This window comes from Uliginosibacterium sp. 31-16 (assembly GCF_030730865.1).
Classification (GTDB): Bacteria; Pseudomonadota; Gammaproteobacteria; order Burkholderiales; family Rhodocyclaceae; genus Uliginosibacterium.
Map to the genome: position 1 here is coordinate 132,447 of NZ_JAVALZ010000005.1, position 22,883 is coordinate 155,329.

At 60.4% G+C, this 22,883-nt stretch carries 17 protein-coding genes; 7 read left to right on the forward strand and 10 right to left on the reverse strand.

Annotation, left to right across the window (positions count from 1 at the left end):
- Nucleotides 1-62 precede the first annotated feature (62 nt).
- On the forward strand, nt 63-242 hold the full coding sequence (locus tag Q9Q94_RS16715; protein WP_305981269.1) for a hypothetical protein: 180 nt from the start codon (nt 63-65) through the stop codon (nt 240-242).
- A 148-nt stretch (nt 243-390) separates the two neighbouring features.
- Here the strand turns inward: Q9Q94_RS16715 and Q9Q94_RS16720 are convergent, their stop codons facing one another.
- From Q9Q94_RS16720 to Q9Q94_RS16735, 4 genes are all read right to left on the reverse strand, one after another.
- The gene (locus Q9Q94_RS16720) at nt 391-1,188 is read right to left on the reverse strand and encodes a transglutaminase family protein (protein WP_305981270.1); all 798 of its coding nucleotides are present in this window, start codon (nt 1,186-1,188) and stop codon (nt 391-393) included.
- A 78-nt stretch (nt 1,189-1,266) separates the two neighbouring features.
- Complete coding sequence (locus Q9Q94_RS16725; RefSeq protein ID WP_305981271.1) at nt 1,267-2,211, reverse strand: alpha-E domain-containing protein; 945 nt, start codon at nt 2,209-2,211, stop codon at nt 1,267-1,269.
- A gap of 23 nt (nt 2,212-2,234) precedes the next feature.
- Nucleotides 2,235-3,626, reverse strand: a complete 1,392-nt coding sequence (locus tag Q9Q94_RS16730; protein WP_305981305.1) for a circularly permuted type 2 ATP-grasp protein — start codon at nt 3,624-3,626, stop codon at nt 2,235-2,237.
- A 318-nt stretch (nt 3,627-3,944) separates the two neighbouring features.
- A complete protein-coding gene (locus Q9Q94_RS16735; RefSeq protein ID WP_305981272.1) occupies nt 3,945-6,170 on the reverse strand; it encodes a trehalose-6-phosphate synthase in 2,226 nt (741 codons plus the stop codon).
- A 138-nt stretch (nt 6,171-6,308) separates the two neighbouring features.
- Between Q9Q94_RS16735 and Q9Q94_RS16740 the strand changes: the two genes are divergently transcribed.
- Nucleotides 6,309-7,466, forward strand: coding sequence for a substrate-binding domain-containing protein (locus Q9Q94_RS16740; protein WP_305981273.1), 1,158 nt, complete (start codon nt 6,309-6,311; stop codon nt 7,464-7,466).
- 318 nt (nt 7,467-7,784) lie between these two features.
- Nucleotides 7,785-8,981: a porin gene (locus tag Q9Q94_RS16745; protein WP_305981274.1), complete on the forward strand. Its 1,197-nt coding sequence runs from the start codon at nt 7,785-7,787 to the stop codon at nt 8,979-8,981.
- Between the two features lie 86 nt (nt 8,982-9,067).
- Here the strand turns inward: Q9Q94_RS16745 and Q9Q94_RS16750 are convergent, their stop codons facing one another.
- A complete protein-coding gene (locus tag Q9Q94_RS16750) occupies nt 9,068-10,363 on the reverse strand; it encodes a polysaccharide lyase family 1 protein (RefSeq protein WP_305981275.1) in 1,296 nt (431 codons plus the stop codon).
- A 298-nt stretch (nt 10,364-10,661) separates the two neighbouring features.
- Between Q9Q94_RS16750 and Q9Q94_RS16755 the strand changes: the two genes are divergently transcribed.
- Nucleotides 10,662-11,957 carry a bifunctional diguanylate cyclase/phosphodiesterase gene (locus Q9Q94_RS16755; protein ID WP_305981276.1) on the forward strand — a complete coding sequence of 432 codons (1,296 nt, stop codon included), beginning with the start codon at nt 10,662-10,664 and terminating at the stop codon, nt 11,955-11,957.
- A gap of 118 nt (nt 11,958-12,075) precedes the next feature.
- Here Q9Q94_RS16755 and Q9Q94_RS16760 read toward each other — a convergent pair whose 3' ends face one another.
- Nucleotides 12,076-14,931 carry a valine--tRNA ligase gene (locus Q9Q94_RS16760; protein WP_305981277.1) on the reverse strand — a complete coding sequence of 952 codons (2,856 nt, stop codon included), beginning with the start codon at nt 14,929-14,931 and terminating at the stop codon, nt 12,076-12,078.
- Between the two features lie 265 nt (nt 14,932-15,196).
- On the opposite strand from Q9Q94_RS16760, the gene Q9Q94_RS16765 reads away from it, so the two are divergent.
- Nucleotides 15,197-16,894, forward strand: coding sequence for an MORN repeat-containing protein (locus Q9Q94_RS16765; RefSeq protein ID WP_305981278.1), 1,698 nt, complete (start codon nt 15,197-15,199; stop codon nt 16,892-16,894).
- Nucleotides 16,895-16,910: 16 nt separating this feature from the next.
- Here Q9Q94_RS16765 and Q9Q94_RS16770 read toward each other — a convergent pair whose 3' ends face one another.
- The 4 genes from Q9Q94_RS16770 to Q9Q94_RS16785 all read right to left on the reverse strand — a co-directional run bounded on the left by Q9Q94_RS16770 (nt 16,911) and on the right by Q9Q94_RS16785 (nt 20,631).
- Entirely contained in the window at nt 16,911-17,669 is a 759-nt protein-coding gene (locus Q9Q94_RS16770) for a GDSL-type esterase/lipase family protein (protein ID WP_305981279.1), read from the reverse strand.
- A 168-nt stretch (nt 17,670-17,837) separates the two neighbouring features.
- On the reverse strand, nt 17,838-18,725 hold the full coding sequence (locus tag Q9Q94_RS16775) for a hypothetical protein (RefSeq protein WP_305981280.1): 888 nt from the start codon (nt 18,723-18,725) through the stop codon (nt 17,838-17,840).
- A complete protein-coding gene (locus Q9Q94_RS16780) occupies nt 18,722-19,147 on the reverse strand; it encodes a DNA polymerase III subunit chi (RefSeq protein ID WP_305981281.1) in 426 nt (141 codons plus the stop codon). The genes Q9Q94_RS16775 and Q9Q94_RS16780 overlap by 4 nt, the downstream gene beginning before the upstream one ends.
- The gene (locus Q9Q94_RS16785; protein WP_305981282.1) at nt 19,147-20,631 is read right to left on the reverse strand and encodes a leucyl aminopeptidase; all 1,485 of its coding nucleotides are present in this window, start codon (nt 20,629-20,631) and stop codon (nt 19,147-19,149) included. The genes Q9Q94_RS16780 and Q9Q94_RS16785 overlap by 1 nt, the downstream gene beginning before the upstream one ends.
- 102 nt (nt 20,632-20,733) lie before the next feature.
- Here Q9Q94_RS16785 and lptF point away from each other — a divergent pair, with 102 nt between their 5' ends.
- Together lptF and lptG are read left to right on the forward strand one after the other, a co-directional pair.
- Complete coding sequence (gene lptF, locus Q9Q94_RS16790) at nt 20,734-21,807, forward strand: LPS export ABC transporter permease LptF (protein ID WP_305981283.1); 1,074 nt, start codon at nt 20,734-20,736, stop codon at nt 21,805-21,807.
- Nucleotides 21,804-22,877, forward strand: coding sequence for an LPS export ABC transporter permease LptG (lptG, locus tag Q9Q94_RS16795; protein WP_305981284.1), 1,074 nt, complete (start codon nt 21,804-21,806; stop codon nt 22,875-22,877). Before lptF ends, lptG begins: the two co-directional genes overlap by 4 nt.
- Nucleotides 22,878-22,883: the final 6 nt, after the last annotated feature.

The window sequence follows — 22,883 nt, forward strand, 5'->3', positions numbered from 1 at the left end:
ACGTTTGTTGCATGGAAATCGTGCAGGCACTTCCGCCTGCGCGCCCTGCCAAGGAGAGTGCCATGCTCATCGAACGTGACATGACCGAATTCTCTTGCCTGCATGAAGCCCGCGCCTTGAGCGAACCCGCGCCGCAGGATCGCGCCGCGCAGCTCAGCCCGGCATTGCAACTCCAGGCGCACCCGGGCGAGCATGCGCGCACCTTGTCCATCCATCCTGAGGTGGTGCGCAAGGTACATTGATGGTGTTTTTGACGCCTGCCTGAAGAGCCGCATCCTGCCTTGCCCTGCAGCATGCCAGCCCCGAGAGCGTTGATTGAAGGGCGTGATCAGGTGCCTTGCCTGAAGAGGTCCGCTGCATGCGGCTCTTCGGGCGATGCTGCTTGGAGGGTCAGGCGGCTTGTACCGATACCCGTACTTCTTCATGCCCGCCTCCCTGGTGTGCGGTGCGCATGGGGCAGGCATCCAGGTAATCCCGGCCGACGGCCAAGCGGATCTGACGACCGCTGGCGAGCTGGGTACGGCGGGCGTCGAAGCTGACCCAGCCGCCTTCGGCCTCAAGCCAGACATCGGCCCAGGCGTATTCGCTGACCCGTTTGTTGAGTGCGTCGCCGAGCTGGTAGCCGCTGATGAAGCGGGCGGGCAAGCCGGCGGCCCGGCAGGCGGCGATCAGGATGTGGATGTGGTCGGGCAGGGTGGCGCTGCCCCGTGCAAAGCTGGCGACCGCGCCACGCAGAGGCTGGCCGCCGGACGGATCGGAGCGCAATTGTTCGCGCAAGGCTTCGAGCAGCGTCAGCACGGCGTCGGTGCGTTGCGGCGTGCGGCCCAGATGGGTGCGGGCAAACTGGCTGAGTGCGGCATCGGCACGCGTGAGATGGGTGCTGGCAAGATAGATCTGCGGCGCAAGCTTGCTGTTGTCACGGCCGATCAGTGCCGTGGTGTCCTCTGGCACATCAACCACTCCGGTGACGAGGATGCGTACGTTTTCATGCGGTTCGGTGAGAGTCAGCAGGTGAGTGGTGTTGCCCCAGGCATCGATGCTGCAGGTGCTCCGTACGGGAGTGCCGACGCTCCAGCTGGCAATGCGCAGACCGGCTTCTTCACGCGGCGTGATGCGCAGCTGGCGGATGCTGTAGCGGGCCGGGCTGTCGAAGTGGCAGCGGGTTTCGTGGCGGATGGTGTATTTCATCGTAAAAATCCTCCCGATTTTCAGTGCCGGGTTCTGCGTGTCGAGGGCTCAGGCGTTTCAATACAGGGCGAGCGCTTCTTACGCCGCCACCGGCATCAGGAAATCCGTTGCGATCCGGTCGCCAATGTCGTTGATGCGGGTGATGAAGCGGGTCAGGTAGTTATGCAGGCCGGTTTCGAGAACATCCTCAATCCGCCCGTAGCGCAGGCTGGCCGCCAGTTCGCCGACGCGGCGCTGGGTTTCGCTGGAGCGCTGGTTGGCCACTTCCGCGAGGAAATGGCTCATTTCCATGGTGCAGTGCGCCAGCGAGCGCGGCATGTCGTTGCGCAGCACCAGCAATTCCGCCACCCGCGAGGGGGTGATCTGGTCACGGTAGACCTTGCGGTAGATCTCGAAGGCGGACACCGAGTGCAGCAACGCGCTCCACTGGTAATACTCGCTGGCATCATCGCGGCGCGGCGCCTCGTTGATGAAGTTGTACTTCACATCAAGAATGCGTGCCGTGTTGTCGGCGCGTTCGATGAAGGTGCCCAGGCGCAGGAAACAGTTGGCCTCGTCGCGCATCATGGTGGCGAAGCTGACCCCGCGTGACTGGTGCGAGCGCAGTTTGACCCACTCGAAAAAGGCATCTAGTTCGTCGGCGCCCATGCGCTCGATACTGTATTCACGCAGCTTGAGCCAGGTGGTGTTGATGGTTTCCCACAGCTCGGCGGTCAGGGTGCCACGTACGGCATGAGCATTTTCACGCGCCGCACGCAGACAGGAATAGATGCTCCCCGGATTGCTTCGATCCAGTGCCATGAAGTGCACGGCCTCGGCTGGCACGATCTTGTCACGGGTGCCGTGATAAGCGTCGAGCAGGCCGATGGAGTCCAGCGTTTCCCGCCACAGGCGTTCGACTTCGCGTTCGCTTTGCGGCAGCAACAGCATGCGGTTGTTCACGTCCAGAATCCGCGCGAGGTTTTCGGCGCGTTCGATGTAGCGGGCCATCCAGTACAGGTGATCGGCGGTGCGGCTGAGCATGATGATTCTTCCCTTGGCTTTCCTTAACTTTCCATAACCCAGGTGTCTTTGGTGCCTCCACCTTGCGAGGAGTTCACCACCAGTGAGCCTTCTTTCAAGGCTACGCGGGTGAGACCTCCGGGCACGAAGCGCACCTCGTCGCCGGATAGCACAAACGGACGCAGATCGATGTGGCGCGGCGCGATACCCGCATCCACAAACGTCGGGCAGGTCGACAGAGAAAGCGTGGGTTGGGCAATATATTTATCGGGTGAAGCAAGGATGCGTTTGCGAAACTCCTCGATTTCGGTCGTGGTCGAAGCCGGGCCGACGAGCATGCCGTAGCCCCCCGCGCCGTGAACTTCCTTGACTACCAGTTCGGGCAGATGATCCAGCGTGTAAGCAAGATCTTCGGGCTTGCGCAACATGTAGGTGGGCACATTGTTGAGCAGTGGCTCTTCGCCCAGATAGAAACGCACCATCTCGCCCACATATGGATAAATCGATTTGTCATCAGCCACGCCGGTGCCGATGGCGTTCGACAAGGTGACGTTTCCGGCTCGGTAGGCCGAGAGCAGACCCGGTACGCCGAGCATGGAGTCCGGCCGGAAGGCGAGCGGATCGAGGTAGTCGTCGTCGATGCGCCGGTAGATCACGTCCACGCGTTGTGGGCCTTGTGTGGTGCGCATGAAGACCTGCTCGTCGCGCACGAACAGATCCGGCCCTTCGACCAGCTCCACGCCCATTTGCTGTGCGAGGAAGGCGTGTTCGAAGTAGGCGCTGTTGAAGCTGCCCGGAGTCAGTACGACCACGGTGGGGTCGGGCACTCCTTTTGGGGCGACAGCGCGCAGGGTGTCGAGCAGAAGATCGGGATAGTGCTCGACCGGAGCGACGCGATTCTTGGCGAACAATTCGGGAAAGAGCCGCATCATCATCTTGCGGTTCTCGATCATGTAGCTTACGCCGGAAGGCACGCGCAAATTGTCTTCCAGTACATAGAATTCGCCGGCGCCGGCGCGCACGATATCCACCCCGGCAATCGCCGCATAGATGTCCTTGGGCACATCCACGCCCTGCATTTCGGGGCGGTACTGAGCGTTGGAGATCACCTGTTCGGCGGGTATCCGTCCCGCTTTGAGTATCTCCTGTTCATGGTAGATGTCATGCAGGAAGGCATTCAGCGCCTTCACGCGCTGGCGCAGGCCCGCTGCCAGTTTCAGCCATTCTTCCGCCGGGATGATGCGTGGAATCACATCGAACGGAATCAGGCGCTCGGCACCGGCTTCGTCGCCGTACACGGCAAAGGTGATGCCCGAGCGGTGGAAGAGGGCATCAGCTTCCTGGCGTTTGCGGGCCATGCGTTCGGCAGGCATTCCGTCGAACCAGCCGACATAGCCATCGTAATGATCACGGACCTCGCCAGTCGCGTCGCTCATCTCGTCGAAGAAGTGCGTGCCGGCTGTTTGGACCGAGGTTTGAACTTGAATCGGGGCCACTGCTTTCTCCTGCTGGAGCTGTTTTGTCGGCCCCAAGCCTGTTGCGAGAAGTGTGCCAAGCGCACCGAGGCCTGCCGTAGCGTGGCGAAGGCAGGGTGAAGCTCCCAGATTGGTGCATGCGCAACAGCTTCTGGCCAAGCTGGTGCGGAGGTAGGGGTCTGAAGGCGGACCCGCGATGACGGGCAGGATTGATGCGAGCCCTGATGCTGGCTCGCAGCCAGTCAGTTGTCAGACGAACATTCAGTCAGATTGGTGTCGTCAGGCTTTGTGATATCGCCGCACGCGTTGTTCAACACGGCGGCGAAGACGTTGACGGCTGGCGTCCGTGAGCATGCGTCCCGCCCAGCGGAAGACATTTGCTTCGCGAACCGTCATGCGCATGCTGGCCATGCGTTCGCGCTGCTCAGCCTCCGGCATCAATAATGCCTTCAGAATGCTCCCTGACATGTTTTCAACATGGTAAGGATTGATGCTCAGGGCTTCCGGGAGCTCACGCGAAGCCCCAGCGAACTGGCTGAGGAGCAGAACACCATGTTCGTCGTCACGAGCGGCAATGAATTCCTTGCATACAAGATTCATCCCGTCGTGCAAGCTGCTGACCATGCAGATGTCTGCTGCACGATACAGGGCCTGGATTTCTGCATGGCTATGGTAGCGTGCCAGTAAATGTACGGGTTGATAGCCTGGTTTGCCAAAGCGGGTGTTGATGCGCTGAACCTGAAGCTCAAGTCTGGATTTGAATGCCTGATAGTCCGGCATGTTTTCGCGGCTGGGTGCTGCCACTTGCAGAAGTACCAGCTTGCCAATCCATTCCGGGTGTCTTTCAAGCAGATGCTCCAGCGCTGCGAGACGCTCTGGAATTCCCTTGATATAGTCCAGTCGATCGATGCCAATAATTATTTTTGAGTTATTGGGAGCATATTGCTGCCGGATTCCGGTGTGCTGGATTGATGGTTCATGTGCCTCCATGGCAGGCCAGGATATTGATATTGGGTAGCTTTCGATCAAGGTGCCTTCGTCGTGAAACCACACGACGGAATGCTCATGATCAATTCTGGCTTCCAGAAGACGATCAACGGTCTGAATGAAGCTCTGGCTGTGTTGCCTAGTCTGGAATCCAAGAATGGTGCTTCCCAGCAAACCTTGCAATATCTCTGCGTGCCAAGGGCATATTTCGAAGGTTTCCGGAGCTGGCCATGGGATGTGCCAGAAGCTGATAACCGTGGCGCGTGGAAGATGTTTTCGGACCATGGCAGGGACCAGTGCAAGATGATAGTCTTGCACGAGAATGACGGGGTCATCAATGCGGGTCTCGGCGATGACGGCATCTGCAAATCGCTGGTTCACCGAGCGATAAAGCTGCCAGTCCGTTTCGCGAAATACAGGCTGTGTATGGGCCAGATGGCATAGCGGCCATAGTCCGGAGTTGGAGAATCCGTCGTAGTAGCCGGCTTCTTCCTCTTTGCTGAGCCATAGGCGACGCAAGGTGTATTCCGGCGAGTCGGGAGGAAGCGCCAGGCGTCCGTAGCCGTCTGCCGTTACCGCATCGGCGCTGCCAGAGCCGTGCGCGATCCATGTCCCGGAGCAGGCGCGCATCACCGGCTCAATAGCTGTTACCAGACCACTTGCAGGCGAATGAGCGACGATATTGCCATCGACCCAGTCATGGATACAGGGCTCCCGATTTGAAACCACGATGACCTGGTCGCCTCGTAACTGGGTACGTAGCAGGGAGCGCAAGCGTGCTGCCGTCCAATATTCATCGCCCCCTTGCTTGCGCCTGTATTCGTCTTCCAGATCACGCAGCTGAGCCCGGATATCTGCAGCAAAGTCTGCTGGGATTTCGGGAGGAGCTGGTGTTTTCGGGGTGCGTACGACATCCTGCCGGAGGAGGACTCCGCGAATGCCTTTCATCCATGTATTCCAGCTCAGCTGTGCTGAGACGACGACCGTGAGGGCAATGATCAATCCGAGCGATACAACAAAAATCACAAAATACTGGCGTGATAGCAGTGTGCGGCGCTCGATGAAGGACAAGTCGTGAAGCAGGATGATTTCCGCGTTCAGTCCGGAATCCAGAGGAATCTGGTGCGTCGCAACATGGAAAGAGCCTGTTTCGGTGACCAGACGTGGTGGCGTTACGCCCGCCAATGCGTTGGCCTGGCTACACGATAGTTCGACGGGGTACTCCGGTGTCGTCAGAAGCAGCGTTCCGTCAGGCCCACACAGCCCCAGCGCAGCCAGCCGTTCATCTTTGAGGGTTCGCTCAAACAGCGGGCGTAAACGGTCCGCATGCTCGGCACTGACAGCCTTGTTGATGGACTCTGACATGGCGCTTGCCAGCAAGCTGCCGCGAAGATTCAGGTCACGGGAAAACCAGCGCTGGGTGAGCGCCTCCATGGCAGGAAATGCCAGCAGGGATGCGACAGTCAGCGTAATGACGACAGGCAGCAGGAAGCGCAACTGGAAGCGGAAAAGTTTCACGATTCGTGGTGGCAGCTGATGTTGTCGGAGCAGGGTCGGGCGGTGGCGGCGGGACCGAATGTACTACACTTTGCCGCTGTCTTTGCTCAAGTCGGGTGCTCAAACATGCGTAGTCATGCGTCAAACACGAGCCGCATCGTGTTGGTTCTGGATCCTGGTCTGACCTTTCACCGAGAGGTGATTGCAGGGGTTGGTGCGTTTTCCCAAGCCGCAGGACTCAAGTGGGTTTTTGAAATCGAAACCAACATTCTCAAGGCGCTGGCTTCAGTCCGGGAGCCGGATGGTTTCATCGTTGATACTGATGCCAGCGAGGAAATTGAGTTTCTGGCTTCAATGAAGAGGCATCCGCTGGTCTGCATCAGCAGTGCCGTGTCCAGCGCGTGCCCTGCCGGGGTTTCCCTGCTTGCGTCGGATAACGCTGCACTGATCGAAATCGCCATCCAGCATCTGCGCGACGCGGGTATCACGAATTTCGCGTTTTTTGCCAAAGCGAAGTATCGCAGCGCCTTGTGGGCCCGTGAGAGACACGATGCCTTCTGCGCAAACTTGTCGCCTGATTCGGCAAGTGTTTGCTGGGGCACTGCGGACCCCGTCGCGGGTAGCAGTGGTGACGAGGAAATGCTGGCCTGGCTCAGAGGGGTGCCCGAGCGAACCGGGATCATCGCTGTTAATGATTCCAGTGCACGCGAAATCCTGCACGCCTGCAACGCCTTGGGCAGAAAGGTTCCTGAAGACATCGCAGTGGTTGGTATCGACAATGATCCATTGGTCGCTGCCTTGGCCCCTTTGCCCATTTCCTCGGTGATTCAGGGGGCGCACGAGATTGGACGGAAAGCCGCTGAGTTGTTGCACTGCTGCATGCGCGACAAGAGCAAGAGCGAAAGAGGCGAGCCGGTGCGGCTTGCGATTCCTCCGCGCGGAGTTCACCCGGCGGCAACCAGCCCCAAGACATGTCTGGTTCTGCGTGACGCGCTTGAATACATTGCCGGTCATGCGGCGGCAGGCATCAAGTCCGAACAGGTTGCTGACCATCTCGGGATGTCACGCACGACGCTTGAACGCCTGTTCTGCGAGCACCTGGGGTATTCCGCGCACGAGGAGATCCTACGCACCCGTATCGGGATGGCCAAGCAATTGCTGCTGTCGCATACGCTGAGTACGGCCGAGGTGGCGCAGCGCTGCGGATTCCGCACGCAGCAATACATGCACGTGGTTTTCAAGCGCGAGCTGGGTTTGTCTCCGCGGGAGTTTTTGCTGCAAGCAGAACAGCATTCAAAGGATGTCGTGATGGATTGAGTCTGTTTGTTGCGTGTTAGCCACATCTGGCCCGTCCCCCTGCCTGTTTCAGGCGAGGGTACGGGCCAAGTTTTTGACTCTTCCTGTCTGAGCTATGCCAGTCAATGGTTTCCACGATTTTACAGATACTCTTTTGTCATGTAATACGCAGAAACATAAAAATATAGCCGTGAAAACGAAATTGAGACACCTGATGGATGGCTTGTACAAATGCCCTCGACCCCGCGTCGAAGTCATTGCTCTGCGTGGCCAAGGGGGCGTTCTGGCTGTCATGCCAGCGGACAACGCGGGTCATCCTTTCAATCAGGAGATAAATTCATGCAGAAGAAACTCATCGCTCTGGCCGTTGCTGGTCTGATGTCCGGCGCCGCTTTCGCGCAAACTTCCGTCACCGTGGGTGGCAAATTTGACGCTTGCTATCAGTTCGCCCGTGCTCAATCCAAGGATGCCGACGGCAACATGATCGGCACCAAGGAATCGCAAGAAGGTGGTTGCAACTCAACCACCCGCGTTTCCATTGGCGCCAAGGAAACCATCGCTCCGGGATACGACATTCGTGTCGATTTCGATCTGCGTTTTGGCAACGTGCATGAAGGCAAAAGCTTTAGCCAAGATTCGTCGAACAAAATCACCTCGACTGGCGGTTTGAACTCCAACGATAAGAAGGCCATGGCTTTCACCACCCCGTTCGGCACGCTGCAGTGGGGTACTGCCAACCTGCAGTCCAATGATTACAAACTGGCCGAAAAGCCCTACATGGTGACGCCGAAAGATACCGAGCTGGTCAAGTTCGGAGTGTCCCAGTTCCGTGAAGAGTCTCTGACCAACCGCAATACATCTTACTGGTCGCCGACCTTCAATCTTGGCCCGGTCAAGACCCTGATCAAGGCCACCTACGCCATTGGCGACAACCAGAAGGGTGGTACTAACGATAGCGAAGGTACCGATACCGCATCGGCCAAGTCCTCGGGTAATGTTTATGTGATCGGCTCCGAAGGCGTGATCATGGACGGTATCGTGGATTGGGGCTTTGACGTGACCGACGTGCGTCCGTCTGCTGCTCAGAGCGGTGCTGAAGGCCTAGGCCGTAACTTCACCCACGCTTACCTGAACATCCGTCCGATCCCGGGCAACAAGAACCTGAAACTTTCGACCGCGTACAACGTGTACAAGGGCGCTTCGGCTGGTGATCTTGGCTACTACAAGGAGAAGAACACCAACTTTGTGCTGTCCTACAACTTCAGTGGCAAGGCCGAAGTCGGCTTGGGCGTTTCCCACCTGAATGACTTGGGTTCTGGTCCGACGGGCCGCAATAGCGGCCGTTCCATCATGGTCGGCGGCTCCTACTTCCTGAGCAAGAGCGTGCAAGTGTACGCCAACCTGCAGAAGACCGACTTTGACCGTCAAGAGAAGATCGCTGGTGGCAAGTATGTCGGTAACGCTACCGGTTTCAGCGGTGACATAACCAAGGCTGACGCTACGACCATCAAGGTCGGCATCATGAAGGAATTCTGAGAACTGTTCTCAGATTTGCAATACTCACAGTAGAAGATTCAGGCCCGCCTTGTGCGGGCCTTTTTTGCGATCTATTCCTTTGATGCTCAGCGCCCTTCTACGGAGGCACTGAAACTTGCCAGCCAGGCGTCGATGCGGTCTTTTGGGGGCGTCAGGGAGCGATGGCTGGGCGCAGCTTGTGGGTAGCCTCCGGCATCGTTCTGACTGTCAATGTGATGGCCTTTGCCGGCGCGGATATCGGCGATGAGTCGAAGATCCACGCTGTCACGGTCCGCCGGTCGGGCTCCGGCTCGATTCAAGACATGCTCGCGGATCGTGTTGGCGGGCTGGACGGCGATGCCGATGGCCCAGGCTGGTGGCGCTGAGAGGCTGCGGACGCCACCGAAAGCGAGTGGTGCCGCCGCGCCGCTGGTTGTGAATGCGAGGTTGTCATCCATCCAGGCGTCACCCTGACGGTCTGGTGCATTGCTGCCGATGAAACCCTTGCCGGTGGGGGTGTTGGCGCCATGCTGCATGACATTGCCAATGATGGCGAGCATGGGGGCTGGTGGTGCTGCACGGCCTTCCCACTCCTTTGGGTTGTAGCCCAGGCGGATTGCCCAGGTGCCCGGGTTGTAAACAAAGTTGTTGATGATCATGCCGGTCGTGCCGCCCTTGAACCAAGGGTTCCGGTCGTTGTTGTGGGCGTAGAGATTGCCGATCACGGCAACCTCGGTGACGCTGTCGTGAATCAGGCTGCCCATCGAGTGCTTGCCTTTTTCGTGGGTGGAGTCGACCAGCCCTTCGGCAATGATGTTGTTCGACAAGGTGACGAGGCGTGCCGTACCCAGCGGGCCATCGTAGCGCTCACCCGATACCGAGAGGTTTTCGTCTGTTCCCCAGCTTACCGAGCAGTGGTCGACGACTACGTTCCAGGCATTCTTGCCTTCAATCGATACATCGCTTTCGTAGCCGCTCTTTTTTGCCAGTCCGGCGTCACCCATGCGGATGCGCAGATGCTGCATCACTACATCATGCGTGCGGATTTTCATGCCGGCCCGGATCAACGTGATGCCGGGGCTGGGGGCGGTCTGACCGGCGATGGTCACGAAAGGCTCGCGGACGACAAGGTCGTTCCTGTCCAGATCAATGATGCCCCCCACTTCAAACACGACAATGCGCGGCCCCGTTACATCGAGGGCTGCGCGCAGCGAGCCGGGGCCGCTGGCGGCCAGTGTTGTGACCTTGATTATTTGGCCGCCGCGTCCGCCTGGGGTTCCGGTGCCGAAGCCGATGGCGCCGGGGAACGCCTGGTCGGAGGTGTGCGTCATGGGCGTGTGCTGACAGGCACTCAGTGCAAGAGCAAAGAGCAGGACAAGGATGCTGCGGAGCAAGGCGGGCACAAGAACTCTCCTGAAAACGGTAGTGCCACAGTCTCATATTCGAGGTGTTCGGACAACTCGTTGTCAGCGCCTGTGCGCCGGCATCACTATGCGATGCACAGGAGGTGGCGAGTGTTGACAGCGCTCCCGCCGATTGCGGGGGCAGGTTTTGTCCCTCGGCCGAAAAGCCGGTCTTGCTGCGGGCGCACAATTTTCGAGCTTCGTTTCGTTGCACTTGAAGCGGACTTTGCATTTGGCGTATGGTGCCTCATGACAAATTCGATAGCACTTGCGACCCAGGCTTATCCGGAACTCCGCCATGACGATTGACGTCCACCGCAGCACCCCATCTGGCTGGCCCGTCGATATCGGCTCAGCGGTACCCGGCCTGCCGGATCGGGCCGCCTTCATGCGCCAGCTGGATATAGCCATCCGCATGGCCGAGCGGCAGCATTCCACCTTTGCCGTGCTGCTGATCGACTCCGGCCTGAATGCGGCAGACACCGGTCTGCTCGACATGGAGCACCTCGACCAGGTGGCCTCGGCGATCCGCTCCACTGTGCGCCTGACCGACACGGTAGCCTTTCTGAGTGGTAACGAGTTTGCCGTGCTGCTCAGTGTGGGTAATGAAGGAGGCGCGGTGCGCGTGGTGGGCAAGATCGTGGCCGCTCTTGAAGCGCTTGGTCTGGCCGATGTTGCGGCAGGGATTTCGATCTTTGGCATACATAGCCGTGAGGGCGAGGCTCTGCTGCGTGCGGCCGAAAGCGCGCTCTACCAGGCACGGCGTGCGCGCCAGGCCGTGGTGGTGGCGGTGAAGGCTGAACTTGCTCCGGCGCCGAGCCAGGAAGAACTGGAGCGCCGGATCGGCGCAGCGATCAAGGAAGACGAATTCGTCCTCCACTTCCAGCCCATCGTCAAACTGCAGAGCGGTTTACCCGTGGCAGTGGAGGCGCTGGCGCGCTGGCATCACCCGCAGCTTGGCCTGTTGCCCCCAGCCGAATTTCTTCATCTGGCCGAGCATGATGGCACCCTGGTCGAATTGAGCCTGCGTCTGGTAGATAGCGCTCTGGCGCTGCTGCGACGCTGGCGCGATCGTGGCGTCCCTTTGACCATGTCGCTGAACCTCGCCATTGGCATGCTTGAACGCGAAGGGTCTGCCCAGGTCATTCTTGGTTGCCTCCACGGCCTCTCGCTGCCACCGGAAAGCCTCACGCTGGAATTGCGCGACGAAGGGCTGCACGCGCTCTCGCCCACCGTGCACAAAAACCTTTTTGAACTAGCTGCCGCAGGCGTGTGCCTGTCGCTGGATGATTTTGGCCGGGGCAGCGCTTCGCTGATGGTGCTGCGTGACTTGCCGGTTCACGAAATCAAGCTTGATGCTGCTTTCGTCAGCCAGATCTGCCGCAGTGAGGCTGATGCCGCCATCGTCGGCGCGCTGATTGGCTTGGGGCGCAAGCTGGGCAAGGCGGTAATCGCCAAAGGTATCGAAAGTGCCGATGTGCGCCAGAAACTCTGTGAGCTTGGCTGCGAATACGGCCAGGGCTTCCACTTCGCTCAGGCGCTGGGGGCCGACGAACTGGAGCGCTGGAGTGCGAAACGAAACGGAGCTGCCTGAAGAGCCGCATGCGGCTTCATTCTCCGAGCAGTAGGGCTGGAGAGGCAGGCGGGAAGCTGATGTACAAAGGGGGTGGCGCGAAAGCGCCACCCCCTTTGGGTTGTTGCTGTTGCGAGACTCAGCCCAGCCGGCTTAACTGATCACGCAGCTTTTCCAGCGTCGCGGTGAAGTCCGCCAAGCGCTTCTTTTCCTGCTCAACGACTGCCGCCGGAGCACGTGCGACGAAGCCCTCGTTGGCGAGCTTGACCTCGATCTTTGCCGCTTCCGCCTCGATGCGTGTGATTTCCTTGCCGATGCGGGCGCGCTCGGCCACCGGATCGATTTCGATCTTGAGCATGGCGCGGAATTCGCCGACGACCTGCACCGGAGCTGGCGATTGCGGCAGCTCGGCGCCCACGGCGCTGACTTCGGAGAGCTTGGCCAACGCAGCCAGATAGGGGCCGTAGAGCTTGACCGCGTCTTCCGGGCCCGCCACCAGCAGCGGCACCTTCTGCGCCGGGGAAAGATTCATCTCGGCGCGCAGGCTGCGGCAGGCGTTGATGATGTCCTTCAGCTCGGCAACCTTCGCCTCGCTGGCTTCGTCGATGCGCTCCGGTGCGCAGGTGGGATAGGCGCTGGCGCCGATGAAGTCGCTGGCCTTGCGCCCGGCGACGACCGACACGGTCTGCCACAGCTCTTCGGTGATGAAGGGAATCAGCGGGTGGGCCAGACGCAGAATGGTTTCCAGCACGCGCACCAGAGTGCGGCGGGTGCCGCGCTGCTGCGCTTCCGAGCCGTTCTGCAGCTGTACCTTGGCGAGTTCCAGATACCAGTCGCAGTACTCGTCCCACACCAGTTCGTAGACTGTGCGTGCAGCCAGATCCAGACGATATTCGGCGAAATTCTGCGCGATGTCGGCTTCGGCGCGTTGCAGGCGGCTGGTCATCCAGCGGTCGGCAAAGGAGAACTCCAGGTATTTGCCGTCACAGGCGTTCACCTGATGGTTGTCCAGTCCGCAGTCCTTGCCTTCGCAATTCATCAGCACGAAGCGGGTGGCGTTCCACAGCTTGTTGCAGAAGTTGCGATAGCCCTCGCAGCGCTGCATGTCGAACTTGATGTCGCGGCCCAGCGAGGCGAGCGAGGCGAAGGTGAAGCGCAGTGCGTCGGTGCCGAAGGCGGGAATGCCGTCCGGATATTCCTTGCGTGTCTTCTTCTCAATCTGCGCGGCCTGCTTCGGGTTCATCAGGCCGGTGGTGCGCTTGGCGACGAGGTCCTCAAGGCCGATACCGTCGATGAGGTCGATCGGGTCGAGCACATTGCCCTTGGACTTGCTCATCTTCTGGCCTTCCGCGTCGCGGATCAGGCCGTGCACGTAGACGTGCTTGAACGGAATCTTGTTGGTGAGGTGCTTGGTCATCATGATCATCCGGGCGACCCAGAAGAAAATGATGTCAAAGCCGGTGACCAGCACGGAAGAGGGCAGATACAGGTCCATTGCCGGGTTGGATTGGCCCGGCCATTCCGGCGTCCAGTCCAGGGTGGAGAAGGGCCACAGCGCGGAGGAATACCAGGTGTCGAGCACGTCGTTGTCGCGGGTGAGCGCGCCGGTGTAGCCGTCCTTGGCGGCCAGCGCCGTGGCTTCAGCTTCGTCGTGGGCGACCCACACACGGCCATCCGTGCCATGCCAGGCGGGAATCTGGTGGCCCCACCACAACTGGCGTGAGATGCACCAGTCCTGCAGGTTGCGCATCCATGAGTAGTAGGTGTTGATCCAGTTCTCGGGCACGAATTTCACTTCGCCGGATTCAACGACTTCGATGGCCTTCTGGCCAATCGACTTGCCGTCCGGGCCGGGCTTGTTGACGGCCACGAACCACTGGTCGGTGAGCATGGGCTCGACGATCACACCGGAGCGGTCGCCGCGCGGTACCTGCAGCTTGTGCGGCTTGATCTCGCCGAGCAGACCCAAGGTTTCGAAGTCGGCAACGATCTGCTTGCGCGCCTCGAAGCGGTCCAGCCCGTGGTACTTGGCGGGCGCGTTGTCGTTGATCTTGGCATCCAGCGAGAGCACCGAAATCATCGGCAGGTGGTGGCGCTGGCCGACGGCGTAATCGTTGAAGTCGTGCGCCGGGGTCACCTTCACGCAGCCGGTGCCGAATTCCTTGTCGACATAGTCATCCGCAATGATCGGAATCTCGCGCCAGTGGGCCGCGTCCAGCGCATCGCCCTGCATGGACGAAAGCGGCAGGCGGATCATCTTGCCGATCAGGTGCTTGTAGCGCTCGTCTTCCGGGTGGACCATCACGGCGGTGTCGCCCAGCATGGTTTCCGGGCGGGTCGTGGCCACCGTCAGATGACCCGAGCCGTCGGCCAGCGGGTAGTTCAGGTGCCAGAGCTTGCCGTCTTCTTCTTCGCTGATTACTTCCAGATCGGAAACCGCCGTGCCCAGTTTCGGGTCCCAGTTCACCAGACGCTTGCCACGGTAGATCAGGCCTTCGTTGTAGAGGCGCACGAAGGTTTGGGTGACGGTCTTGGAGAGCCCGGCATCCATCGTGAAGCGCTCGCGGCTCCAGTCCGGCGAGGTACCCAGGCGGCGCATCTGGCGCGTGATGGTGTTGCCGGAGTACTCCTTCCACTCCCACACCTTCTCGATGAACTTGGCCCGACCCAGCTCATGCCGCGACACGCCTTCGCCTTCCAGCTTGCGCTCCACCACCATCTGGGTGGCGATGCCGGCGTGGTCGGTGCCGGGTTGCCACAGGGTATTCGCCCCGCTCATGCGGTGGTAGCGGGTCAGCGCATCCATGATGGTCTGGTTGAAACCATGGCCCATGTGCAGCGAGCCGGTCACATTCGGCGGCGGCAACAGGATGCAGAAAGACTGGTCAGCGGGCTTGCTGGTGTCGGTGCCGGCGGCGAAATAACCGGATTGCTCCCACTGCGGGTACCAGCGCGATTCGATATCGGCCGGCTCAAAGCTCTTGGCGAGTTCCATAGGAAACCTGGAGAAAATTCTGGGGAAGGGCGCGATTATACCGGCTGGAAGGCGCTGGCCGGGAGGCGAACCGTGCGAGGTGTTTTCTTCCGGTGAGTGGGCTGTGCTCGGGCAATCTCTTGGATGCCCTTCAAGGGGCGTGCAAAGGTGGCTCAGTTACATGAGGCAGGATGATCGTGGATTGATCGTGCGGCTTGCGTGCCTCCTGCCCGAATCGGTAGTCTCGGCTTAGATTCGAATAGAAGCCTGAAATCGGGGAGAGGTGATGAAAAAAGCAAGGTTGGCGATCTTGATGACGCTGCTGACGCAAACCGTGATGGCAGGCGAGTGGATTGCGGACGACCAAGGCTGCAAGGTGTGGAATCCGAAGCCTCTGCCGGCAGAAACCGTGACCTGGTCCGGAGCGTGCAAAGAAGGCTATGCCGAGGGAGAGGGGACACTGCGCTGGTTCAAGGAAGGGCAGCCAAATGGCTGGGAGGACGTGCCGCGCAAACGCGGTGTGCTGTCAGGAAAGGGTGTTGCGGTACATGTCGGAACGAGTAGCCGCTACGAGGGGGAGTTCGTTGATGGCAAGCGTTCAGGCTTCGGCGTGACTTTCTGGGGGCAGAGCGGGAACCGACATGAAGGCTTGTACGAGAACGGATTGCGGAATGGCAAAGGAGTGTTTGTCTGGGCAAACGGGGCTCGATACGAAGGCGATTACCTCGATGACAAACGCACCGGGTATGGCGTTTATCTGTACGCGGATGGGCGGCGTCACGAGGGTGGATACCTTGACAATAAACTGCACGGTAACGGCGTCTTCATATGGCCCAATGGTGATCGGTATGAAGGCGACTTTGTGGCTGACGCCCGTACAGGGAAAGGCGTTTACACATGGGCGAACGGAGATCGCTATGCAGGCGATTTTGCCAATGGTGTCCGTACTGGCAAGGGAGTTTACACATGGGCCAATGGCAACCGTTATGAGGGTGATACGGTCCAAGGGATGCATACCGGGAGGGGTGTGTTTACCTGGCCAAACGGAGATCGCTATGAGGGTGGATTTCTGAATGATGAAAAAAGTGGCAAGGGTGTTTTTGTCTGGGCAGACGGGACTCGCTACGAAGGCGAGTTCGTCGAGGGCTGGCGTACTGGAAAAGGTGTCTACGTTTGGGCGAATGGTGATCGGTACGAAGGCGACTTCCTGAAAAACAGGCGCACCGGGCAAGGCGTGTTTACCTATGCGGACGGTCGGCGCTACGAAGGTGGTTTTCTCGATGATTTGCTCAGCGGTACGGGGGCCTTGATCGACAAGGATGGCAACCGGGTGGAAGCGATGTTTGCCGAAGGCGATATGGTTGCGGGTCCGATCCGTGTCTTCTTTGCCGATGGGCGCCGCCTGGACGGGGAGATTCAGGGAGACAAGTCTTCCCTCGCGTGGCAGGTGAAGCTGGAAGGCGAGGGCGCCCAGCTTGGCGGTGAGTACTTGCCGAGCCTGAAAATTTTCAAAGGTGTTGTGACCACGCCGGACGGTGGGCGCTACGAGGGCGCCACGTCAGCCGGCATGGCGGCGGGCCAAGGCGTCTATGTCTGGCCGGACGGGCGACGTTACGAGGGCAACTTTGTCGCCGGCAAGATGGACGGCAAGGGGGTGCTGACCTGGCCCAATGGTTTGCGTTATGAAGGTGACTTCAAGGCGGATTGGAGTCACGGACGTGGGGTTCTGGTGGCTGCCAATGGCGATACCTACACCGGCGACTTTGCCGAGGGGAAACGCTCCGGACGCGGGCGTTCCGTCTGGGATGGCGGCAGATCGAATTACGAAGGAGGCTGGAAGGACGACCTCTACAATGGTTTCGGGCGCTTGACGGAAGACGGCCACGTCCAAGAGGGGTACTGGCAGGCTGGCGTTTTTTCCTTTGGCTGCAAGTCAGAGCAGGAGTGTCGTTCAATGCTTGAGGCAGGTGCTCCACGAGGTTAAAACACTTGGTCGTGACTTACTGTCGGTCGAGCATTTCATCCAGCAGCGGCTGCATGGCCTCGGCCCAGATTCGGTAGCCGGCGAGCGAAGGGTGAAGCTGGTCCGGCATCAGCTCGGGCGGGATCTGGCCATCGCGCAAAAAACGCGGACCAATGTCGAGATAGCGGATACGCTGGCCGTCGTCGAGGTGGGCAAGTTCAGTGTTGGTTTCACGGATGGTCTGCAGGCGCTGGACTGCGTCGTCCATGCGCCCGCTGGCGTCCCTGCGCGGGCCGCGCGGGAAGATGCCCAGCAGCAGAATTCTGCTTTGCGGCCGTTTGCGGGTAATGAGTTCGACGATCTGACGGATGCTGGCGGCAATCTGGGCGCCGCTCTGCGAGGCGCTGTTGTTGGTGCCGATGAGCAGGACGATGACTTTGGGCGCGATGCCGTCGAGCTCGCCATTGTCCAGGCGCCACAGCACATGCTCGACACGGTCGCCGCCGATGCCGAAGTTGGCCGGGCGGTGCGCGCCATACTGCTGTTGCCACAGGACGGGCGCCTTGCTGGCCCAGCCTTCGGTGATGGAGTCGCCGATGAAGAGCAGGTCCACCGGCCCTTCCTGGGCTCGGCGCAGAAAGCTTTGGTGCCGGGCGAGGAATTTGCCGCCATCTTTTTTGGGCGTACCGAGGCCGGAATGCGTGGGTTCCGGGGCGATGGGCGAGAGCTGAGCGCAGGCTGACAGGAGTGTGACAGCGCCGAGCGAGGCAAGAACCAGAAGAAAGCGAAGGCGCATTGCTGAGCTTTCAGGACACGAGGCAAGGTGGCTGGAGAGCCGCATGCGGCCTTGATTTGCGAAGCATCTGCCTGTTCGGCATGGCTGGGTGCGGCTTCGCAGGGTAGAGGGCTGAAGAAGTCCGCCGGATGCGGGTTCTGGCAGAGGACTTGCGAGCCGCTGGCGTGGTTATCCGCCCGTTTGCGGATCATCCTTCAGCGCACTTTCCAAGACTTTGGAGACTTGTTCGGAGAGGTCCGGCAGCAGGGTGGCGCGCATGTGGGCTGCGGTCTGCACGCGCAGGCGCTCGGAGAGGCCGAGCAGCTCGCTGGCGATGATGGGCGGTAGTTCCTTGGCCAGCCACTGGTTGATGCTCTGGGCGATTTGCGCGTCGAGCTCGATCAGGCGCTCGCTCATGGCCATGGCCGCGCCCTGCACGGCTTCCTTGCGGGCTTCCTGCAAAGCCGGCCACTGGTTGATCTCGGCTTCTTCGCGGCCTTGCGCCAATGCGGCTTGTACCGCCCGCTGTTGCTGAGCACGCGCTTCGGCCAGAGTTTCGGTGCGGGCGCGGGCGACCGCTTCGCGAATCGCGCGCTCCTGCTCTTCGGCGGGAAGCGCTGCGGGCTGGGCGCGTGCCGCCTCGGCCAAGGCTTCGCTGCGGGCGCGGGCAGCCGCTTCGCGCACGGCGCGCGTCTGCTCTTCAAGCATTTCGCGGCGGGTGCGTTCGACCGCCTCATCCACCGCGTTCTCGATCACCTCCCTGGGGGGCAAGGGGCTGAGTTGCTGGAACTGACCGGTGGGCGTGTGGTCGTCCATGTCGAGGTCAAGCGACAGGGAGAAAGTCTGCTGTATGCGTGGCGGTACGGCCGTGGTCGACGTTTGGAGGAACGCAGGCGCATCCAGATCGTCGAGCGCGTCGGTGATGAGGGGCAGGTCTTCGTCGACGGCGTCCGTGAGCAGGGGCAGTTCGTCGGCATCACTGCCTACGCCGTCCGCACGGTTGCGACGGATCAGGGCATCCGCTTTGGTAAGCAGGGCCTTGTCGAGGATCGGGTCGTCGCTGCGAGGAGGGGTCATGATTCCGTTTTCGTCAGATCGTAGGCTTGCACGGTGTGCCGGTGCTCCTTGTAGAAGCGCCAGCGCGCGCGCGCCGCACTGCGTCCGGCTTCGTCAGCGGCGACGATTTCCACCAGAAGCTGGAAACGTTCATAGCCGTCAGGCAGATCGTCAGCCAGATTGATCAGCACGTCATCATAAGGCAGATCGTTCAACGCCTGTGCCATTACAACGGGGGTGCGTGCTGCCAGTGGTGAGCTGGCGGCGACATGCGGCACGAAGGAAAGTGGCTGGGCCGCCCAGAGCAGGCTGTCGTAGCGCTTTGCCAAGCCGGGCTCCGGAGCGTAAACCACCACCTTGCGCCCCTGCCGCACGGCCTTGGCCGTGATGGCGCAGGCCGCACGCAGGCGGTCGGAGGCGTTGTGGTAGAACTTGACGTCCATTACAGGCCGGCGCGCTTGAGCAGGAATTCAGCCAGCAGCGGTACCGGACGCCCCGTTGCGCCCTTGTCGGCGCCGCTCTTCCAGGCGGTACCGGCGATATCGAGGTGCGCCCACTTGTAGGCCTTGGCGTAGCGCGACAGGAAGCAGGCGGCCGTGATCGTGCCGGCCGGGCGACCGCCGATGTTGGCCATGTCGGCAAAATTGCTCTTGAGCTGCTCCTGATATTCGTCGAAGAGCGGCAGTTGCCAGGCACGATCGCCGCTGGCCTGACCGGCCTTGAGCAGTTCGGCGGCGAGATCGTCATCGTTGGCGAGCAGGCCGCTGGTGTGGTGACCCAGCGCGATGATGCAGGCACCGGTCAGGGTGGCAATGTCGACCACGCAGGCAGGCTTGAAGCGCTCGGCGTAGGTGAGCGCATCGCACAGGATCAGGCGCCCTTCGGCGTCGGTATTGAGGATTTCAATGGTCTGGCCCGACAAGGAGGTGACGACGTCACCGGGCTTCACGGCCGTGCCGCTGGGCAGGTTTTCGGTGGCCGGGATCAGACCGACCAGATTGATCGGCAGGCTAAGCTTGGCGATGGTGCGGAAGCAGCCCAATACAGAAGCGGCGCCGCACATGTCGAACTTCATTTCGTCCATGCCTTCACCAGGCTTGAGCGAGATGCCTCCGGAGTCGAAAGTGATGCCCTTGCCAACCAGCACGACAGGCGCATCCTTGGCCTTGCCACCCTTGTATTCGAGCACGATGAAGCGCGGCTCTTCGCGCGTGCCTTGGGCGACGGCAAGGAAGCTGCCCATGCCGAGTTCTTCGATGCCTTCGCGGTCGTACACCTTGAGCTTGAGCTTGTATTCGCGAGCCAGGCTCTTTGCCGTATCGGCCAGCGTGCTCGGGGTGCAGTAATTGGCTGGCAGGTTGCCCAGGTCGCGTGCCAGAGACTGGCCTGCGGCGATTGCCGCGCCTTGTTCGACAGCCAGGCGGGCAGCGGCATCGCTCTTGCCCTGCAGAACAAACTCCAGTCTGGCCGGGCCAGCGGGTTTGTCCTCCGGTTTGGCGCGTACCGATTCAAAGCGGTAGCAGGCATCCATCAGCAGGGCGGTAGCCGTGCGCAAGGTGGCGGGTAGCGCCAGTCCGCCGGCAATCAGATCGGTGGCGCAGAGGGCCGCAGACTTGGCTTTGCTGCTGGCCAGCCATTTGCCGATAGCGGCCAGCGCACTGCGCAGGGCTTTGTCGTTGAACTCGGCACGCTTGCCCAGACTGGCGATTAAGACGCGCTCGGCGGCGGTGCCAGGCAGGGTGGGCAGGGCGAGCAGACTGCCGGCCTTCTCGTCCAGATCGCGTTTGAGCAGCTTGCCGAGCAGGCCGTTGCTGGCTGCGTCGATGGCAGCGAGTTGCGGACCGGGTTCGCCGCTGGCAAAGCAGACAAGGATCAGGCAATCGGTTTTGTGTTTCTCGGGGGCAGCAGCTTTTATGCTAAATTCCATGACCTTTTCCTGACGACACGATCGGCGCGCTGCGCCGGGGGTTGCGATCAGGCGATTATCCCCGTTGCGGCCGGATGCCGTCAAAGCGAGTCTGAACCCGACATGATTTTCCGCCGCGCAGCCATGCGCGAATTCGCAAGCAACGCCGTCGCCATCTTCGTTGCGCTGTTCTTCATCATGGTGACCGTGATCCTCGTGCGTCTGCTCTCGCAGGCGGCGGGCGGGCGGGTGCCTGCTGACGCGGTGCTGGCCCTGATCGGCTTTTCCTCCCTGAATCATCTGCCAGTCTTGCTGGCGTTATCGGTGTTTGTCGCGATCCTGTTGTCAATGTCGCGTACGTACCGTGATTCTGAAATGGTGGTGTGGTTTTCCAGCGGCTTGTCTCTGACCGCCTGGGTGCGCCCGGTGCTGCAATTCTCGCTGCCGATCGTGCTGGTGATTGCGGTGCTGTCGTTGTTCCTGTCGCCCTGGGCGCAGGGCAAAGCACTCGAATATCGCAAGCGGCTGGAAAATCGTGACGAAGTCTCACGGGTTTCGCCGGGGGCATTCCGTGAGTCGGTTTCGTCGCAGCGCGTGTTCTTTGTTGAATCGGTGGACCGGGAGGCGGGGCGGGTCAAGAATGTATTCATCAATTCCGTCCAGCCTGGCAAGCAGGGGCTGACTGTTGCTGCCGATGGTCTGGTCGAAACCGCCGCGAACGGTGACCGTTTCGTGGTGCTCCTCAATGGCAGACGCTACGACGGGGAGCCAGGGGCGGCCAATTTCCGGGTGATGGATTTCGAACGTTACGCGGTGCGCATCGAACCCAAGGAAATCGGGGTGATCGAGGGGACCCCGCGAACCTTGCCAACAGTCGCACTGCTTCTGATGCCGACCAACCCGAACAAGGGCGAGTTGGCCTGGCGTTTGGGGATCCCGTTGGCAGCGCTGATCCTGTCCCTGCTGGCGGTTCCTCTGTCATTCGTGAATCCACGCGCCGGACGGGCGAATAACCTGATTTTTGCTGTGCTGACGTTTACCGTGTATCTGAATCTGCTTGGTGTGAGTCAGGCTTGGATCTCCAAGGGCCGGCTGGATGCCGTAACGGGAGCAGGGGCGGTGCATGGCGTGATGCTGATACTGATGCTGATGCTGTTCGCCTGGCGGATGCTTCCCAACTTGCAGCGTGCCCGATGAAAACCGCACAAGCCTATCTGCGCCGCGAAATCCTGAGCGCCACCATGCTGGTGCTTGGCGCTTTCCTGTGCTTGTTTACCTTTTTCGATTTTCTCGCGGAACTCGAAGAACTGGGCAAAGGCGGCTATCAACTCAAGCATGCGCTCATCTTTGTTGGCTTGTCGATTCCGAGCCGGGCCTATGAAGTGATGCCGATTGCGGTGCTGATCGGCACTTTGTATGCATTGACCCTGTTCGCACGCAATTCCGAACTGACCGTGCTGCGGGCCGCCGGGGTGTCAACCATGCGTTTGCTCGGAGCCTTGCTGCAGATAGGCCTGATCTTCGTGCTGGTGACTTTCGTGGTGGGTGAATACGTGGCGCCTCCGCTGGAGCGCGTGGCCCAGAAGTGGCGCCTGCGCAGCACCAACACCAGCGTGCCGCAGGAGTTGCGAACTGGCATGTGGGTGCGGGACGGGCGTTTGTTCGTGAATATCCGCCGGGTTTTGCCCGACACAAGCCTGGAGAAGGTGAAAATCTTCGAGTTTGATACCGGGCATCGTCTGTTATCGATGAATCAGGCGGAGAGCGGGACTTATTCGACGGATCAGGGCTGGCTGCTGAAAGATGTGGTGCAGACCCGGTTTGTCGGCGAGCGGATCGAAACAACAAGCCTGCCTGCGCTGCGCTGGGCCTCCGAGCTGACTCCGGAAATGATCAGCGTGGTGATGGTCACGCCAGAGCGTATGGCGATTGGCAGCCTGTACCAGTACACCAGGCATCTGGAAGCAAATGCCCAGCGGACGGGACGTTACGAAGTGGCTTTCTGGAAAAAGCTGGTGTATCCCCTGGCGGCACTGGTGATGATGGGGCTGGCTTTGCCTTTTTCTCTGGGCAATCAGCGTTCGGTCAATGTGGGTGCCCGGGTACTGACCGGAGTCATGCTGGGCATCACTTTTTATCTGCTCAACGCCCTGTTCTCGAACTTGGGCATTATCAACAACTGGCCGCCGTTCTGGAGTGCCACCGTTCCCAGCATGATGTTCTTCCTGCTGGCCGTCGGCATGATGTGGACGGTTGATCGACGCTGAGCTTAT